Here is a 15,793-nt window from a genome sequence, read left to right as displayed (position 1 = left end):
GATCCCCTGTAGGAGTGAGCCTGCTCGCGATCGCGGTGTATCTGTCGGAGTTGCTCTGTCTGACAGACCGCTATCGCGAGCAGGCTCACTCCTACAGGGCGGTTGCGCTTGGTGGAAACGCGAAACATTTTCTTTCATATCGTTTATCGGGATTTGCCGCGCTCATCCGTCCTATATAGATGCAGGCCTGCCGCGTAGGCAAAAGCCACGGCCGGACCTTCCAGGGAAACAGCGCTGCGAAGCCCGTAGTCATGCCCCTTTCACCGAAAACAAGACGCGCAACCATGTCGAAGAAATCCCGTTCCAAACTGTGGTTCCTGGTGCATAGCTGGCTCGCTTTGCCCATCTGGTTCTTTGTGCTGATCGTCTGTGTCACCGGCACGCTGGCGGTAGTCAGCCAGGAAATCGTCTGGCTGGCCAACCCGCAGATGCGCGCCAGCCAGCCGGCAGACGATGCGCCACGGCTCAGCTACGACCAGATTCTGGCCGCGATCAAACAAGCCGAACCGCAAACCGTGGTGCAGCGCATCAGCCGGCCCGACGAGTCGCATTTTGCCCTCGACGTCAACGTCAGCTACCCCGACGGGCGTTCGCAGACCGTTTACGTCAATCCCTATACCGGGGTCATTCAGGGCGGCGCGCCGGACTTCAACTTCAAAGCCTTCACCCGTGCGCTGCATGGCTGGTGGCTGGTGCCGTTCACTAACGGCTTCAGTTGGGGCTGGTATCTGGTGTCGTTCCTCGGTTTGCCGTTGCTGGCTTCGCTGATCACCGGGCTGGTGGTCTATAAACGCTTCTGGAAAGGCTTCTTCCGCCCGACCCTGCGCTTTCGTCACGGTGCGCGGATCTTCTGGGGCGATTTCCACCGCCTCAGCGGCATCTGGTCGATCTGGTTCATCGCGGTGATCTCGATCACCGGCATCTGGTTCCTGATCGAAGCGCTGCTGTTCGACAATCACATTTCCATTTCCAGCGAGCCGGTCATTCCGGCGATGGCCCGTGAAGCGGTGCCGATTTCTGCCGATGGCACACCACCGCCACGCATCAGCCTCGACCGCGCGATTGAAGTCGCACAGCAGAAAATCCCCGGCCTGGAAGTCAGCTTTGTCAGCCTGCCGGGCAATGCCTACAGCCATATGAACCTCGGTGGCCGTGGCTGGTATCCGCTGATGTTCCAGTCCGCCACGCTCAACCCGTTCAATGGTGATCTGGCCGCTTCGCGACTGTTGTCCGATCGCACTGCGCTGGAGTTCGTCACCGAATCCATGCGCCCCCTGCACACCGGCGACTTCGGCGGGTTGTGGATCAAGCTGATCTGGTTCTTCTTCGGTCTGGTGCTGAGCATGATGGTGCTCAGCGGCCTGTTGATCTGGACCAAACGCACTGCACTGGCCACCGCCAATGCGCTCAAGCGTGAATCGAAGAAAACCCGTGTGACGGCGCAACCGGCCATCAATCGTGAACCTGCGGAGGTCAACCCGTGAGCAAGTCCATTGCGGCACCGCAACCCTCGCGCCTGAGCCGGTTCTGGCATAAATGGCGCTTCCACATCAACGTTCTGCTGTTGCTGATTCCGCTGGGCTTCATGCCCAAATACTTCGCCGATGCCGCGCTGTTTCGCGGCGATATCGGTCTGGGTGAGCGCGAAGTCGGCGAAATTGCCGTCGGCCCCTGGAGCCTGCGTCTGGCCGAACTGCGCAACGAAGCGCCACGCCTGGAAGGCCCGGCCGGCTACATGAAAGGTTTCAACGCTGCGCTCTGCGATGCCTGCATCGACCAGGTCAAGGCGACCTACCTGCGGATCGGCAAACCGCGCAGCCTGCGCGCAGCCGGCGCGCTGTTCTTCGGCACGCCCTATCGCATGGGCGCGCAATTGCCGGTGCCGGAAAAAACCAAAGCCGATGCCGAACTGTGGATCACCATGGAAGGCTGGGACGGCAGCATGCATCAGGCCTCTATTCCCCTGAGCCAGGCCTCGCCCGCCACCCTCGACTGGCTGAACAAACAAGGAGCCCGACCATGACTCGCTTTCAACGTGCTTCACGCCTGCACTTCAACGCCGCGTTGCTGGTGCTGAGCGCCGCTTTCAGCAGCAGCGCGCTGGCGCATAACCCGATGTGCGAATGCAAAGCCATCGACGCCGAACAGATCAAATGCACCGGCGGCTTTTCCGACGGCAGCGGCGCCCCGGGGGTGACTCTCGATGTGATCGGCTACGACGAAACCATCCTGGTGCCGGGCAAGCTCGGCGCCGATTCGACCCTGACCTTCAAAAAGCCCGGCGCCGAATTCTACGTACTGTTCGACGCTGGCCCCGGCCATGTGGTCGAAATCGACCAAGCGGATATCCAGGCCCCATGAGTACGCCAACCACGCAAGTCGTGCGCCCGGCCGGTGCCGGACATGAAACCCTGAATGTGTTGCTGCTGTGCCTGTTGATTCTGGCAATTGCCGGTTCCGTGGTGGCCTGGCGCGGGGTGTCCCATGAGCCGGCGCCGGTGGCCAGCAATCAGCTCGACGCCCGCCGCGACCTCACCGCGTCCGAACAAGGCATCTATGCCGATCTGCGCGTGACCCTCGATGAAATCCGTCTGCTGCGTGAAGAACAGCAAGCGCTGCCGACGCCGCAAACTCTGGCGGACGAAGGGTTTGCGCCGTTTGCCCGCGATGCGAGTTCGGTCAGCCGCGGCGGACACGTCTGGCAACTGCTGGGCGACACCGCCTACTTCGGTCACAGCCAGTCGACCAGCGTCGCCGGTTCGTTCCTGATGCGCCTGAGCAGCGATGACCAGGCGGCGCCGGACATCTGGCTCAACCGTGGCGCGGATCTTCAAACACCGGCCGAATTGACCGACGCGGCCCTCGCCGCCGCTGGCTGGAAACAGATTGTCGCGCAATACGATGCCGGGGTAACCCGCGAACATCGCCATTGATGCCTCGCCCATTTTCGAGAGAAGACTGCTTGCCCATGTCCATTTCATTACCTCGCCGTCCGTTGCTGCGTTCGTTTCTGCTCGGCCTCTGCGCCTGCCTGCTCAGCCCGCTGGTCAGCGCCGACCAGGCCAAGCGCCTGCGCATCGGCATCACCCTGCACCCGTATTACAGCTATGTGGCGAACATCGTCGGCGACAAGGCCGAAGTGGTGCCGCTGATTCCCGCCGGTTTCAACCCGCACGCCTATGAGCCGCGCGCCGAGGACATCAAGCGCATCAGCGGACTGGATGTAATCGTGCTCAACGGCGTCGGCCATGACGACTTCGCCGACCGCATGATCGCCGCCAGCGAAACACCGAACATCAAGACCATCGAAGCCAACGAAAACGTCCCGCTGCTGGCGGCCACCGGGGTGGCCGCGCGCGGCGCCGGCAAGGTGGTCAATCCGCACACGTTCCTGTCGATCAGCGCTTCCATCGCCCAGGTCAACAACATCGCCCGCGAACTGGGCAAACTCGACCCGGACAACGCCAAGACCTACACGCAGAACGCTCGCGCCTATGGCAAACGCCTGCGACAGATGCGCGCCGACGCTCTGGCGAAACTGACCCAGGCACCCAACGCCGAATTGCGCGTCGCCACGGTGCACGCGGCGTATGACTACCTGCTGCGCGAATTTGGCCTGGAGGTCACCGCGGTGGTCGAGCCGGCCCACGGCATCGAGCCAAGCCCGAGTCAGTTGAAAAAGACCATCGATCAACTGCGCGAGCTGGACGTGAAGGTGATCTTTTCGGAGATGGATTTCCCGTCCACTTATGTCGACACCATTCAGCGTGAGTCCGGGGTGAAGCTATATCCGCTGTCGCACATTTCCTATGGCGAATACACCGCCGACAAGTACGAAAAGGAAATGACCGGCAACCTCAACACCGTGGTTCGCGCGATTCAGGAGTCTGGCGCATGACTTCAAAGGAAACCCTCTGTTCAGAAAACACCAAATCCCCTGCAGGAGTGAGCCTGCTCGCGATGGCGCCGGGTCAGCCAACATCATTGTTGAATGACACACCGCTATCGCGAGCAGGCTCACCCCTACAGGTTACGGGGCCGACGCTGGATTTTGCGGAAGTCTCACTGACGCTGGGCCGCACGACCATTCTCGACAAGGTCACCTTCCAGGTGAAGCCCGGCAGCGTGCATGCGCTGGTCGGCCCGAACGGCGGCGGCAAGAGTTCGCTGATCAAGACCTTGCTTGGGCAGATGCCCCATCAGGGCCAGCTCAGTCTGCAGTGGCCCGGTGCGCCCGGCACCATCGGTTACGTGCCGCAGGCGCTGGAGTTCGATCGCGGTTTACCGATGACGGTCGACGATTTCATGGCGGCGATGTGTCAGCGCCGCCCGGCATTCCTTGGTTTGAGCAAGCGCTACGCTGCCTCCATCGGTGAGGCGCTGGAGCGCGTCGGCATGCAGGACAAGCGCAAGCGGCGCATGGGCGCACTGTCCGGTGGCGAACGTCAGCGCGTTTTGCTCGCGCAGGGGCTGATTCCGGCGCCGCAACTGCTGGTGCTGGATGAACCGATGTCGGCCCTCGATGAGGCCGGGATTCAGGTATTCGAACGCCTGCTCGGTGACTGGCGCGCGGCGGGTATTACGGTGCTGTGGATCGAGCACGATCTGGAAGCGGTCGGCCGTTTGGCCGATCAGGTCACCGGGCTCAATCGTCGCGTGCTGTTCGACGCCACGCCGCAACAGGCGCTGACGCCGGAACGGCTGCTCAGCCTGTTTTCCACCCATCCACGGAGCGCTGCCTGATGAGTTACGAAGCCTTTCGTTTGATGGTGCAAGGCTGGGCCTCTTCCGGTTATTTGCCGGAAGCGCTGGCCTACGGGTTTGTGGTCAATGCGTTGCTCGCCGGCCTGTTGATCGGCCCGGTGCTCGGCGGCCTCGGCACGCTGGTGGTGGTCAAGCGCTTTGCGTTTTTCTCCGAAGCCGTCGGCCACGCGGCGTTGACCGGTGTGGCCATCGGCATTCTGCTCGGCGAACCTTACACCGGCCCCTATGGCGCCCTGTTCGGCTACTGCCTGCTGTTCGGCATCCTGCTCAACTATCTGCGCAACCGCACGGGTCTGGCACCGGACACGTTGATCGGCGTGTTCCTTTCGGTGTCGCTGGCATTGGGGGCAAGTCTGCTGCTGATTCTCGCCGGCAAGATCAACGTGCACATTCTCGAGAACGTGCTGTTCGGTTCGGTGCTGACGGTCAACGGCAACGACATTGCGGTGTTGGCGATTGTCGGCGCGCTGGTCATGGCCCTCGCCTTGCCGCTGTACAACCGCATCATGCTGGCCAGTTTCAACCCGCAACTGGCGGCGGTGCGTGGCGTAGCGGTGAAGACCCTGGATTATCTGTTCGTGATTCTGGTGACCTTGATCACCGTAGCGGCGGTAAAAGTTATCGGCGCGATTCTGGTCGGTGCCTTGCTGGTGATTCCGGCTGCCGCTGCCCGCTTGCTCAGCCAGTCGCTCAAGGGCTTTTTCTGGTGTTCGGTGCTGATCGCCACGGTCAGCACGCTGTGCGGGATTCTCGCGCCGATCGTATTCGATCTGCCGATCCCGTCCGGCGCCGCGATCATTCTGGTCGCCGGCATCGCCTTCGCCCTCGCCGCCGTTGCCCGCGGCGTTGTCCCCAGCCTGAAAGGGAATCTTGGATAAATGATCTTTTCACTGCGCAAAATGACCCTGGCCCTGGCCCTGTGCGGCATGGTCAGCACGCCGTTGTTGGCCGCCGAAAGCGCCAAACCGCTGCGGGTCCTGGCCTCGTTGCCGATTACCTATGGTCTGGGCGAGATTCTGCTCAACGGCACGGATGTCAGTCTTGAACGTGCGGCACCGGCGAACCTGCCGGGCAGCCGGCAGAGCGCCTACTTCACCGGGCGTGGCGCGCCGGCCCTGAGCAAACTGGCCAGCGATGCCGATGCGGTGATAGGCGTGCGCTCGCTGTGGCCGGATGATCAGCTGTACCCGATCGCCCGGCGCAGCAATATCCGCATCGTCGAAGTCGACGCGGCGCGCCCGGTCGACGGCGCCCTGCCCGGCATTGCCGTACAGCCAGATCTCAAAGTCGATGGTTTGAACAGTCAGCCATGGCTGGCCAGCAACAACATGGGACGCATGGCCGATGTAATGGCCGCCGATCTGGTGCGCCTGGCACCGGGCGCCAAAGCGAAAATCGAGGCGAATCTGGCGACGCTGAAACAACGCTTGCTCAAGCTCAGCGCCGATAGCGAGGCGAGCCTGGCCCGTGCAGATAACCTCAGCGTGATGAGTTTGAGCGATCACTTCGGCTATCTGATCGGCAGCCTCAATCTGGAGCTGATCGGTCAGGATGCGCGACCCGACGCAGAATGGACGGCTGAGGATCTGAAGAAACTCACGGCGATCCTCAAGGACAACGACGTCGCGGTGGTGCTGCATCATCGTCAGCCATCGGAAGCGGTGACGGCGGCGATTGCCGAATCGGGCAGCCGCTTGCTGGTATTGAGCACCGATGCGGTGGATCCGGTGGCGGAACTGGAAGGCAACGTGGATGCGCTGATCAAAGGGTTGAGCGGAGTGTAATTTCAGTCTGACCGGGTTATCGTTCATCGCCAGCAGGCTGGCTCCCACAGGGGTTGTGTTCACCGGCAATCCTCTGTGGGAGCTAGCCTGCTGGCGATGAGGTCCGCCCGAGCAATACAAATCCAACACATAAAAAAACCCGCTGCCCCTAAGAGGTCCAGCGGGTTTCTTTTGCCCCGGATTTACTGGGCAGCGACCTGCGCTTCCATTTTCTGACGCAGGCTCAGCGGGCGCATGTCGGTCCAGACTTCCTCGATGTAGGCCAGGCATTCCTTTTTCAGGCCGCTCTTGCCGACGGTGCGCCAGCCCTCTGGTACGGCTTTGTAATCCGGCCAGATCGAGTATTGCTCTTCGTGGTTGACCACGACTTGAAAGAGGATGTCCTCGCGGTCGAATACTGACGTCATGCTGCTTCTCCATCGTTGTAAGGGTGGGCCGCACGCGCGGTGCAGCCGGGTATGTAGAAAGAACGTTCGGCGCGGCGAAAAATTTACAGTGCCGCCGTCGCCGCCGCCAAAGCGCGGCCGAAGATCTCGGCGACGCGGTCGATCTCGGCGGCGGTGATCACCAATGGCGGCAGGAACCGCACTACCGCGCCATGCCGCCCGCCCAACTCGAGGATCAGGCCACGCTTGAGGCATTCGCGCTGCACCAGTGGCGCCAGACGAGCAAATGCCGGCGGATGGCCAAGGGCATCCACTGCGCCGTTGGGGTCGACCAGTTCGACGCCAAGCATCAGGCCGCGGCCGCGGATATCGCCCAGTTGCGGGAAGTCGCGTTGCAGGATGTGCAGGTGCTCGCTCAGTCTTGCGCCCATGGCGGCGGCGTGCTCGCAGACCTTGTGTTCGAGCAGATAGCGCATCACCGCAGAACCGGCTGCCATGGCCATCTGATTGCCGCGGAAGGTGCCGGCGTGAGCGCCCGGCTGCCAGGTGTCGAGCCAGTCGCGATAGACCACCACCGCCAGCGGCAGGCTGCCGCCGATGGCTTTCGACAGCACCACCACATCCGGAATGATGCCGGCGTGCTCGAAGGCAAACATCTTGCCGGTGCGGGCGAAACCGCTCTGGATCTCGTCGACGATCAAGGCCACGCCAGCCTGCTCGGTGATCCGGCGCAGCCCTTGCAGCCACTCGATATCGGCAGGAATAACGCCGCCCTCGCCCTGCACCGCTTCAACGATCACCGCGGCGGGCAATTGCACACCGGCTTCGGGGTCGTTGAGCAGGCTTTCCAGGTAACTCAGGTTGGCTTTCACCCCCGCCGCACCGCCGAGGCCGAACGGGCAACGGTAGTCATACGGGAACGGCATGAACTGCACGCCGGTGCTGAGCAAGGCACCCAGCGGTTTTTTCGGGCCCAGGCTGCCCATCAGACTCAAAGCGCCCTGACTCATGCCGTGATAACCACCGGAAAACGACAACACCGTGCTCCGTCCCGTGGCCGTGCGCGCCAGTTTCAGCGCGGCTTCCACCGCGTCAGTGCCGGTCGGCCCGCAGAACTGGATTTTTGCTTGCGCCGCGAGCGCCGGTGGCAGCAGGCCGAACAGGTCCTGGACGAACTGATCCTTGACCGGCGTCGTCAGGTCGAGGGTGTGCAATGGCAATTCATCAGCCAGCACCTGCTGGATCGCCTCGATCACCACCGGGTGATTGTGCCCCAGCGCCAGCGTACCGGCGCCGGCCAGGCAGTCAATGAAGCGGCGACCCTCGACGTCTTCGACATACAGGCCCTTGGCGCGTTTGAGCGCCAGCGGAATGCGCCGCGGATAACTGCGCGCATTCGACTCCTGTTGCGCCTGGCGCGCGAGCAGTGGCGATTCTTCGAACTGGTACAACGTTTCGACCGGCGCCGAGGTAACCCGGACCGACTCTTCGATAAGGCTGGTGGCGACTGACATTTCTCGACCCCTCAATGAACTATGGATAGCGACCCAAACGGCACGCCGGACAACTGCGCGTTCCGGTCAAGGGGCGCACTGGCAGGTTTTCCTGTTCTGGAAACGCTTAAGGGCGTCGAGGATTTAGCCCTTGACCGGGTTGTCAGACCGGCAACACCAAAGGCTTGTGCATGGGCTGCACCTGCAAGCCATGGCATTGGCAAAGCGCAGTGGCTGCGCGATAGCCCAGATGCCGATAAAACGCCTGGCCCGTACGCGTGCTATTGAGCTGCGCCTGCAGCACACCACGAATCAGCAGCCAACCCTCCAGATCCCCCATCAACGCGCGCCCGGCCCCGCGGCGAAACGATTCCGGCTGGACATGACACAGCAGAATCTCGCCGACATCGTTCGCCATGCCGACGCCGACCGGTTTGCCATCAAGCAACGCGATGGACAGGTAAAACTGCGGGTCGGCGAGCCGGGCGCTGATGACATCGGTCGATTGCAGGCCGAGCCAGCGGCTGACGAGTGAAGGGTCGTTGCGGTGATCGTGCGCACAGCCAAAGCGGATCGAACGTTCGATGATACGGCTGATAAGGCCGGCGTCGGCCAGGGTGGCCGGGCTGATGCAGATGGACGCTTCCATGGCGCAGTTCCCTCAATCCATTGAGTCAAAGCTGCGTCGACCTTACGCCCACCCCGAGCGGATAGCGAACGCCGAGAAGTTACATTTGATGTGTCAGAACACCGAGCCTTTGTAGGAGTGAGCCTGCTCGCGATGACGGTCCGTCAGTCGACCGCATCATCAACTGACAGGACGCTATCGCGAGCAGGCTCGCTCCTTGGGATTGTGCTGGGTTCAGACGCGTTGCAACGGCATGGTCAGCTCAACCCGCAAGCCATCCGCGCGACTGTCGAAATGCAGCGCACAGTCGCAGCGCTGGACGATCGCCTGAACGATCGCCAGACCGAGGCCGCAACCGGTGCTCTGGCCGTTGCGCCAGAAGCGTTGCGTCAGGTGTTGCAGATCATCCGGGGCAATTCCCGGACCATGATCGCGGACGACGAATCGCACGCGGTTGCCGACGGTTATCAGACTCAACTCGACCCTGCATTCCTCGGCGGTATGGCGCAGGGCGTTGTCGAGCAGATTACGCAGCGCGGCAATCGCCAGCGCGGCGGGCATCTGCAGCGGCGCTGTGGACAGATCAGTCGGCAGCTGCAGCTGGATGCGCGTGCGCTCGCCGCCAGTGGCGTCCTGAATCGCCAGGCGTGCGACTTGTTCGGCGCTGTATTGCGAGCCGTCATCGAACGACAGGCTGCCCTCGACTCGCGCCAGCAACAATAACTGCTCGAGGGTGCGATGCAGGCGATCGGCGCCCTCCTCGGCCCGCGCCAACGACTGATCGCGAGCGTTGCCATCGGTCATTCGGGCAACTTGCAGGTGGGTCTTGATCGCGGTGAGCGGGCTGCGCAGTTCATGCGCGGCGTCGCCGGTCAGGCGTCGTTCACGTTCGAGAGTCTTGCCGATGCGCTGGAACAACTGGTTCTGGGTTTCCAGCAATGGTTTCAACTCGCTGGGAAACGCCTGAATCTGCAACGGCTCAAGCGAATCGGCGTTGCGCCGCATCAGCGCTTCACGCAAGCGGTTGAGCGGCGCCAGCCCCTGGCCGATGCCCAGCCACAACAGGCACAGACAACCGAGCAGCGCCACACCGACCGGCACCGACGCCGCCAACAGGATCGACATGTTCAGCGCCTCACGCTCAATCTGCCGATCGGCTGTGGTAATCCGCACATCACCCCGCGCGAGGGTGAAACTGCGCCACGGTGCGCCATCAATCATCTGATCATGAAAGCCCATTTTCTCGGCTTCCAGCGCCTGGTCCGGATTGTTATGACTGCGGGCAAGGATTTCCCCGCGCAAGGAACTGACCTGACAGGCCATGCCGCCGGGAATATTCAGTTGCTCGGCGCTGAAATGAGTGCCCTCGCCTTTGCTCGGCAGCGCTGGCAACTGCTCGAGCAGGCCGGCGACCATCCGCGCCGATGCGACCAGTCGCTGATCGAGGGAAAACATCATCTGATTGCGCAGATCACTGAGCATCCACGCCGCCGCCAGCGCCCAGATCAAGGCAAACGCGGCGCCGAGGGTCAGGCTCAGGCGCAACCGCAGACTCATCACTTGCCTTGCTCTCCACCGTCGGCCGGACCAAGACGATAGCCCAGACCGCGCACGGTTTCGACGATGCCCTTGCCCAGCTTGCTGCGCAAATGATGGATGTGCACGTTCAGCGCGTTGCTTTCCAGTTCATCGTTGAAGCCGTAGACGCTGTCCTTCAACTGCTCGGTGGACAGCACCCGGCCACGATTGTGCAATAGCGCCTGGAGCAATGCCTGCTCGCGCCGTGACAAGTCGACCGGTTGCCCGGCCAGAGTGGTTTCGCGGCTGCTGGGATCGTAGGTCAGCGCGCCGTGCTCGATCAGGTTGACGCTGCGTCCGGCCACCCGACGCAACAGGGTTTGCAGACGCGCGAACAGCTCACGCAGGTCAAACGGCTTGAGCAGGTAATCGTCCGCCCCGGCCTGCAAGCCGTCGACGCGGTCGGTCACCGAGTCGCGCGCGGTCAGTATCAGCACCGGAATCTCCAGCCCGCCCTGTCGCAATTGCTGGAGCAACTTGAGGCCATCTTCGTCGGGCAGACCGAGGTCGAGCACCATCACGTCGAATTCGGCGACCTTGAGCATCGCCCGCGCTTTCGATGCGGTGTTGACGTGCTCGACCGTCAAACCCTGAGCCGTGAGGCCGGCAACGATGCCGCTGGCGATCAGCTCATCGTCTTCGCAAACCAGTACGTGCATGGGCGCTCCGAAAATAAAAAGGCGAGTGAAGCAGGCGAGGATTAAGCGGCAATTATGGCCGCCAGCAGCATTGACGGGAAGCCGAACCTGGAGGGAAGGCAAACCAGGCCGGAAACTTTCTTAAATACGTACACCGATACGGAAACACTTCGCGCCTGTTTCGCCGAACACCGCTGTTTTAGCCTTGGCGCTGATGTTTCACCCACAGTCAAAAGGACTTGATTCACATGCCTCAACTACAAAACTTCGTCGCCATCGACTGGCGTGCCGGCCCGGATCGCATTTATTTCTTTTTCAAGGACAGCGAGACCTACTCTCGCTTTGATCTGGGCGCCAATAAGGTCTCCGATAACTACCCTGCCTCTACGGCTGGCAGCTGGGACAAATTCGACCCGTTCATCAAAGACCTGCGCTTCGGTTTCACCACCACGTCAATCGGCTTCAACGCCCCGGGCGATGAAGACATCGCGTGGTTATTCCATTACCAGGGCGCAACGCCCATGGTCTGCAAATACGACCAGGACAAAGATGCGGTTGCCAGTTTTCAGAAAGTCGCCGATTCGATATGGAAACCGATACTGCCGTACTTCGACCAGATCATTGCCGGCACCTGGTTTCAACTGACCGGGCAAGCGTTTCTGTTTCGCTTCATTCTCAATGACGGCCATTATCTGTCGTTCAATTACAGAGCAAAAACCCTGACGCGCAAGCCGTTCGGCGAATATCAACTGGGCGTATTGAAACCCTACAAAGACCGCATCGTTACCGCCGCACAAAATGACCGGACGTTCGCCGACAGCCACTGGTACATCTTTCTGACCAACAATCAGTATCTGGTTTACAACATCCAGAGCGACCGACTGGTCTCCGGCCCGCACACGATCAACGAAGCGAACTGGCCCGGACTGCTGCGCGGCTGATTGGCCGAGCAAGAGAGAGCCTTGTACGATACGGGTTAATTATCGGTTAATCGCCGCCGCCCATTCTGCGCTCACTTGCACAGGGACAAGGCTCCTCCATGCGTCATTTTTTTCTTTTGTTCGCTCTCTTGGTCTCGGGTCTGGCCCAGGCCGGAAACAATCCATTCGATACGAAACCGGAATTCTTGCCGGTCGACAAAGCTTTCGTGCTGACATCCGAACGTCTCGAGTCCGGGGAAACCCAGCTGTTCTGGCAGATCAGCGACGGCTATTACCTGTATCAGAAACGCTTGAAGTTCGACGGGCTCACCGCCGATCAGCAGCCGAAGCTGCCTGAAGGCGAGTCCCACAGCGACGAGTTCTTCGGCGAGCAACCGGTCTACCGTCAGGGTCTGGAAGTGAAAATTCCGACATCCGCCAGCGGTCAGATCAAGGTCAGCTATCAAGGCTGTGCCGATGCCGGTCTGTGTTATCCACCGCAAACCCGCGTGATTGATCTTGGCGGCAAGGCGACCGTTGCGCCGGGCGCGCAGGCAGCGGACGAGGCACTGGCCAGCAGCCTGCAACAGCGCGCCCTGGGCTGGAGTCTGCTGGTGTTCTTCGGCCTCGGTCTGTTATTGGCCTTTACCCCGTGCACCTTGCCGATGCTGCCGATTCTCGCCGGCATGGTGGTCGGCAGCGGCGCCACACCGCGGCGCGGCTTTGCTCTGGCCGGCAGCTACGTGATTTGCATGGCATTGGTCTATGCCGCGATGGGCGTCATTGCTGCGCTACTCGGTGCGAACCTGCAGGCGTGGTTGCAGAACCCCTGGTTGCTCGGCACGTTCGCGGCGATTTTCGTGATATTGGCCCTGCCGATGTTCGGCTTCTTCGAACTGCAACTGCCGGTGGCCCTGCGTGATCGCCTCGAACATGCCTCACGCAGTCGCAGCGGTGGCAGCCTGATCGGCGCCGGGATGCTCGGTGCGCTGTCCGGTCTGCTGGTCGGCCCGTGCATGACCGCACCGCTGGCCGGCGCTCTGCTGTATATCGCGCAGACCGGCAATGCCCTGCACGGTGGCTTGATTCTGTTCTCGCTGGGCATCGGTATCGGTGTGCCGTTGCTGTTGCTGGTGACCGTGGGCAACCGCTTCCTGCCCAAACCCGGCGCGTGGATGAACCTGCTCAAAGGCGTGTTCGGTTTCCTCTTTCTTGCCACTGCGCTGTTGATGCTGCGCCCGGTACTCGATGCGTCGTTGTGGCTGGGCCTGTGCGGTGCATTGCTGTTGATCGCCGCGTTCTGCGCCTGGAAACAGTCCGAAGGTTTTGGCCGCGTCGCGCAGTTGTTCGGTGCCACTTCGCTGCTGCTCGGGTTGTGGGGCAGCCTGCTGGTGATTGGCGCGGCCGGCGGCAGCGACGACCCGTATCAACCGTTGCAGGTCTACAGCGCTGGCCGTGCCGGTTCGGTAACGCCAGCCGGGCATGACGCGTTCACCACGATCAAGGAGCCGGCGGCGTTGCAGCGCGAACTCGACTCGGCCAAAGCGCAGGGCCAGTGGGTGCTGCTCGATTACTACGCCGACTGGTGCGTGTCGTGCAAGGTCATGGAGAAGCAGGTATTCGGCAAGGCCAATGTGATGCAGGCGTTGAATGATGTGCGCCTGCTGCGGCTCGATGTCACCGCTGACAATGCCGCCAGCCGTGAGCTGCTCAGCCGCTACAAAGTGCCGGGGCCACCGAGTTTCGTCTGGATCGGCACCGACGGTGAAGAACGCCGCAGCCAGCGAATTACCGGCGAAGTCGATGCCGATACATTCCTGCAACGCTGGAACGCTACCCGAGACGCCCATTAATGCTCACTCTGACCCTCGGCACCTTTGCCATCGCGCTCAACCATCTGCTGCTGATCAGCGCCCTGGCGCTGGCGACTTTTGTCGGCTGGCGGGTGGCCAAGCGCGGTGGCGATAACCCCGAATCGGCACTGTTCAGCCTGTTTTTGCTGGGCATGCTCGCTGCGCGGGTGGCCTTTGTCGCGCTGTACTGGTCGCATTATCGCGCTGACCCGTGGCAGATCATCGACCTGCGTGACGGCGGTTTCCTCGCCTGGCCGGGGGTGATCGTGCTGTTGCTGGCGGCGCTGTATCGCGGCTGGCGCCGTCCCGGGCTGCGCCGGCCGCTGGGCTTTGGCGTGGCCAGCGGTGTGGCGTTCTGGCTGCTGGCGACGCTGTCGCTGAATATTTACGAACAAGGTACCCGTCTGCCGGACATCACCCTGCGCAACGCGGCCGGGCAAACCATCCAGCTCAGCGATTATCAGGGCGGGCCGCTGGTGATCAATCTGTGGGCGACCTGGTGCCCACCGTGCCGGCGCGAAATGCCGGTACTGGAACATGCCCAACAACAACGCCCGGACCTGACCTTCCTGTTCGTCAACCAGGCCGAAAGCATGCAAAGCGTGGCGACTTTCCTCGAAACCCAAGGCCTGAGCCTGAACAACGTACTGTTCGACCGCAGCGGTCGCCTCGGTCAGGCCGTGGGTTCGATGGCATTGCCGACTACGCTGTTCTATAGCCCCGACGGTCGCCTGCTGAGCAGCCACCTCGGTGAACTGTCGAACGCCAGCCTGGCCCGTGCGCTGGAAAGTTTCGACACGCCGATCCCCCATTCGAACCCGGCCACCGCACCGGCCACCTCTGCAAGGAAACTGCCATGCCCCGCCTCCGCCACCTGCTGACCTTGACCCTGAGCGGCGCCCTGCTGCACTTGCCGTCGGTGCAGGCTGCTGAAGAACTGCCCGCCGCGATCAAGCAGATCGAAGCCAAGGGCGCAAAGATCGTCGGCCAATTTGACGCCCCCGACGGCCTGCGTGGTTATGCGGCGCAATACCAGAATCGCGGCATGGCGCTGTACCTGACGCCGGATGGCAAGCACGTGCTGCTGGGTAATCTGTACGACGCTGACGGCAAGGACTTGAGCAGCGAGCCTCTGCAAAAACTGGTCTACGCGCCGATGGCCAAGGAAGTCTGGGCCAAGTTCGAGGCAAGCAACTGGATTCAGGACGGCAACAAGGACGCACCGCGCACGGTGTATTTGTTCAGCGATCCGAACTGCCCGTACTGCAACATGTTCTGGGAGCAGGCGCGGCCGTGGGTGAAAGCCGGCAAGGTGCAATTGCGCCACATCATGGTCGGCATCATTCGCGAAGACAGCCCGGGCAAATCGGCGGCGCTGCTGGCGGCGAAAGACCCGGCCAAGGCGCTGGAAGATCACGAAAAGGCTGGCAAGGGCAGCTCGCTCAAAGCCTTGAAGGATATTCCGGTGGCGGTGCAGACCAAGCTGGCGGCGAACATGCAGTTGATGGAAGATCTTGAATTGCAGGCGACACCGGCGATCTTCTATATGGACGACAAGGGTGAGTTGCAACAGCAGCAAGGGGCGCCGACAGCAGAGAAGCTGGTGAAGATTCTGGGGCCTGAATAACTTCAGATTCTTTGTCGTCTGAAACGGCCTCTTCGCGGGCAAGCCCGCTCCCACAGTGACCGAGGTAATCACAAATTTCGTGTACGACACCAAATTCTGTGGGAGCGGGCGTGCCCGCGATG

The 15,793-nt window shown here is 61.8% G+C and carries 17 protein-coding genes; 12 read left to right on the top strand and 5 right to left on the bottom strand.

All coding sequences use genetic code 11. The features are described 5' to 3' along the window. The first annotated feature begins 284 nt into the window (after window positions 1-284). From BLU24_RS10415 to BLU24_RS10380, 8 genes are read left to right on the top strand one after another with little or no spacing between them, the layout of a single operon-like run. Window positions 285-1,484 (top strand): PepSY-associated TM helix domain-containing protein, encoded by a 1,200-nt coding sequence (locus tag BLU24_RS10415; protein ID WP_090284814.1) that lies wholly within the window; start codon window positions 285-287, stop codon window positions 1,482-1,484. Next, window positions 1,481-2,023: a thiamine pyrophosphate-binding protein gene (locus BLU24_RS10410; protein WP_093099819.1), complete on the top strand. Its 543-nt coding sequence runs from the start codon at window positions 1,481-1,483 to the stop codon at window positions 2,021-2,023. Before BLU24_RS10415 ends, BLU24_RS10410 begins: the two co-directional genes overlap by 4 nt. Further along, window positions 2,020-2,361 carry a hypothetical protein gene (locus tag BLU24_RS10405; protein WP_093099817.1) on the top strand — a complete coding sequence of 114 codons (342 nt, stop codon included), beginning with the start codon at window positions 2,020-2,022 and terminating at the stop codon, window positions 2,359-2,361. Before BLU24_RS10410 ends, BLU24_RS10405 begins: the two co-directional genes overlap by 4 nt. Then, entirely contained in the window at window positions 2,358-2,933 is a 576-nt protein-coding gene (locus BLU24_RS10400) for a DUF6162 family protein (RefSeq protein ID WP_093099814.1), read from the top strand. The genes BLU24_RS10405 and BLU24_RS10400 overlap by 4 nt, the downstream gene beginning before the upstream one ends. Next, entirely contained in the window at window positions 2,933-3,898 is a 966-nt protein-coding gene (locus tag BLU24_RS10395; protein WP_408003537.1) for a metal ABC transporter substrate-binding protein, read from the top strand. The genes BLU24_RS10400 and BLU24_RS10395 overlap by 1 nt, the downstream gene beginning before the upstream one ends. Continuing rightward, window positions 3,895-4,743, top strand: coding sequence for a metal ABC transporter ATP-binding protein (locus BLU24_RS10390; protein WP_093099811.1), 849 nt, complete (start codon window positions 3,895-3,897; stop codon window positions 4,741-4,743). Before BLU24_RS10395 ends, BLU24_RS10390 begins: the two co-directional genes overlap by 4 nt. Continuing rightward, on the top strand, window positions 4,743-5,642 hold the full coding sequence (locus BLU24_RS10385; protein WP_093099808.1) for a metal ABC transporter permease: 900 nt from the start codon (window positions 4,743-4,745) through the stop codon (window positions 5,640-5,642). Before BLU24_RS10390 ends, BLU24_RS10385 begins: the two co-directional genes overlap by 1 nt. Continuing rightward, complete coding sequence (locus BLU24_RS10380; RefSeq protein WP_093099805.1) at window positions 5,643-6,548, top strand: metal ABC transporter substrate-binding protein; 906 nt, start codon at window positions 5,643-5,645, stop codon at window positions 6,546-6,548. Between the two features lie 182 nt (window positions 6,549-6,730). Here BLU24_RS10380 and BLU24_RS10375 read toward each other — a convergent pair whose 3' ends face one another. The 5 genes from BLU24_RS10375 to BLU24_RS10355 all read right to left on the bottom strand — a co-directional run bounded on the left by BLU24_RS10375 (window position 6,731) and on the right by BLU24_RS10355 (window position 11,292). Continuing rightward, a complete protein-coding gene (locus tag BLU24_RS10375; protein WP_053122206.1) occupies window positions 6,731-6,955 on the bottom strand; it encodes an MbtH family protein in 225 nt (74 codons plus the stop codon). An 83-nt stretch (window positions 6,956-7,038) separates the two neighbouring features. Continuing rightward, a complete protein-coding gene (locus BLU24_RS10370) occupies window positions 7,039-8,448 on the bottom strand; it encodes an aspartate aminotransferase family protein (RefSeq protein ID WP_093099802.1) in 1,410 nt (469 codons plus the stop codon). Window positions 8,449-8,590: 142 nt separating this feature from the next. Further along, window positions 8,591-9,076 carry a GNAT family N-acetyltransferase gene (locus BLU24_RS10365; protein WP_093099799.1) on the bottom strand — a complete coding sequence of 162 codons (486 nt, stop codon included), beginning with the start codon at window positions 9,074-9,076 and terminating at the stop codon, window positions 8,591-8,593. 213 nt (window positions 9,077-9,289) lie between these two features. Next, window positions 9,290-10,612 carry an ATP-binding protein gene (locus BLU24_RS10360; protein WP_090284835.1) on the bottom strand — a complete coding sequence of 441 codons (1,323 nt, stop codon included), beginning with the start codon at window positions 10,610-10,612 and terminating at the stop codon, window positions 9,290-9,292. Then, complete coding sequence (locus BLU24_RS10355; protein WP_090284837.1) at window positions 10,612-11,292, bottom strand: response regulator; 681 nt, start codon at window positions 11,290-11,292, stop codon at window positions 10,612-10,614. Before BLU24_RS10355 ends, BLU24_RS10360 begins: the two co-directional genes overlap by 1 nt. A gap of 227 nt (window positions 11,293-11,519) precedes the next feature. On the opposite strand from BLU24_RS10355, the gene BLU24_RS10350 reads away from it, so the two are divergent. The 4 genes from BLU24_RS10350 to dsbG all read left to right on the top strand — a co-directional run bounded on the left by BLU24_RS10350 (window position 11,520) and on the right by dsbG (window position 15,671). Further along, the gene (locus BLU24_RS10350; RefSeq protein WP_093099796.1) at window positions 11,520-12,212 is read left to right on the top strand and encodes a hypothetical protein; all 693 of its coding nucleotides are present in this window, start codon (window positions 11,520-11,522) and stop codon (window positions 12,210-12,212) included. A 98-nt stretch (window positions 12,213-12,310) separates the two neighbouring features. After that, window positions 12,311-14,044: a protein-disulfide reductase DsbD gene (gene dsbD, locus BLU24_RS10345; protein ID WP_093099793.1), complete on the top strand. Its 1,734-nt coding sequence runs from the start codon at window positions 12,311-12,313 to the stop codon at window positions 14,042-14,044. Then, window positions 14,044-14,925, top strand: a complete 882-nt coding sequence (locus BLU24_RS10340) for a TlpA disulfide reductase family protein (protein WP_090284843.1) — start codon at window positions 14,044-14,046, stop codon at window positions 14,923-14,925. Before dsbD ends, BLU24_RS10340 begins: the two co-directional genes overlap by 1 nt. After that, window positions 14,901-15,671, top strand: a complete 771-nt coding sequence (gene dsbG, locus BLU24_RS10335; protein ID WP_093099791.1) for a thiol:disulfide interchange protein DsbG — start codon at window positions 14,901-14,903, stop codon at window positions 15,669-15,671. Before BLU24_RS10340 ends, dsbG begins: the two co-directional genes overlap by 25 nt. The last annotated feature ends 122 nt before the right edge of the window (window positions 15,672-15,793 follow it).

The organism is Pseudomonas sp. Z003-0.4C(8344-21) (assembly GCF_900104975.1).
GTDB lineage: Bacteria > Pseudomonadota > Gammaproteobacteria > Pseudomonadales > Pseudomonadaceae > Aquipseudomonas > Aquipseudomonas granadensis.
Note: the sequence above shows the minus strand (reverse complement) of the source record. Positions and strands in the feature narration are given on the sequence as shown.

Excerpts from the sequence above, each read along its gene's own strand:
- BLU24_RS10415 (WP_090284814.1), top strand. The coding sequence starts at position 285 with ATGTCGAAGAAATCCCGTTCCAAACTGTGGTTCCTGGTGCATAGCTGG.
- dsbG (WP_093099791.1), top strand. The coding sequence starts at position 14,901 with ATGCCCCGCCTCCGCCACCTGCTGACCTTGACCCTGAGCGGCGCCCTG.
- BLU24_RS10350 (WP_093099796.1), top strand. The coding sequence starts at position 11,520 with ATGCCTCAACTACAAAACTTCGTCGCCATCGACTGGCGTGCCGGCCCG.
- BLU24_RS10405 (WP_093099817.1), top strand. The coding sequence starts at position 2,020 with ATGACTCGCTTTCAACGTGCTTCACGCCTGCACTTCAACGCCGCGTTG.
- BLU24_RS10395 (WP_408003537.1), top strand. The coding sequence starts at position 2,933 with ATGCCTCGCCCATTTTCGAGAGAAGACTGCTTGCCCATGTCCATTTCA.
- BLU24_RS10360 (WP_090284835.1), bottom strand. The coding sequence starts at position 10,612 with ATGAGTCTGCGGTTGCGCCTGAGCCTGACCCTCGGCGCCGCGTTTGCC.
- BLU24_RS10390 (WP_093099811.1), top strand. The coding sequence starts at position 3,895 with ATGACTTCAAAGGAAACCCTCTGTTCAGAAAACACCAAATCCCCTGCA.
- BLU24_RS10340 (WP_090284843.1), top strand. The coding sequence starts at position 14,044 with ATGCTCACTCTGACCCTCGGCACCTTTGCCATCGCGCTCAACCATCTG.
- BLU24_RS10375 (WP_053122206.1), bottom strand. The coding sequence starts at position 6,955 with ATGACGTCAGTATTCGACCGCGAGGACATCCTCTTTCAAGTCGTGGTC.
- BLU24_RS10385 (WP_093099808.1), top strand. The coding sequence starts at position 4,743 with ATGAGTTACGAAGCCTTTCGTTTGATGGTGCAAGGCTGGGCCTCTTCC.
- BLU24_RS10365 (WP_093099799.1), bottom strand. The coding sequence starts at position 9,076 with ATGGAAGCGTCCATCTGCATCAGCCCGGCCACCCTGGCCGACGCCGGC.
- dsbD (WP_093099793.1), top strand. The coding sequence starts at position 12,311 with ATGCGTCATTTTTTTCTTTTGTTCGCTCTCTTGGTCTCGGGTCTGGCC.
- BLU24_RS10355 (WP_090284837.1), bottom strand. The coding sequence starts at position 11,292 with ATGCACGTACTGGTTTGCGAAGACGATGAGCTGATCGCCAGCGGCATC.
- BLU24_RS10370 (WP_093099802.1), bottom strand. The coding sequence starts at position 8,448 with ATGTCAGTCGCCACCAGCCTTATCGAAGAGTCGGTCCGGGTTACCTCG.
- BLU24_RS10380 (WP_093099805.1), top strand. The coding sequence starts at position 5,643 with ATGATCTTTTCACTGCGCAAAATGACCCTGGCCCTGGCCCTGTGCGGC.
- BLU24_RS10400 (WP_093099814.1), top strand. The coding sequence starts at position 2,358 with ATGAGTACGCCAACCACGCAAGTCGTGCGCCCGGCCGGTGCCGGACAT.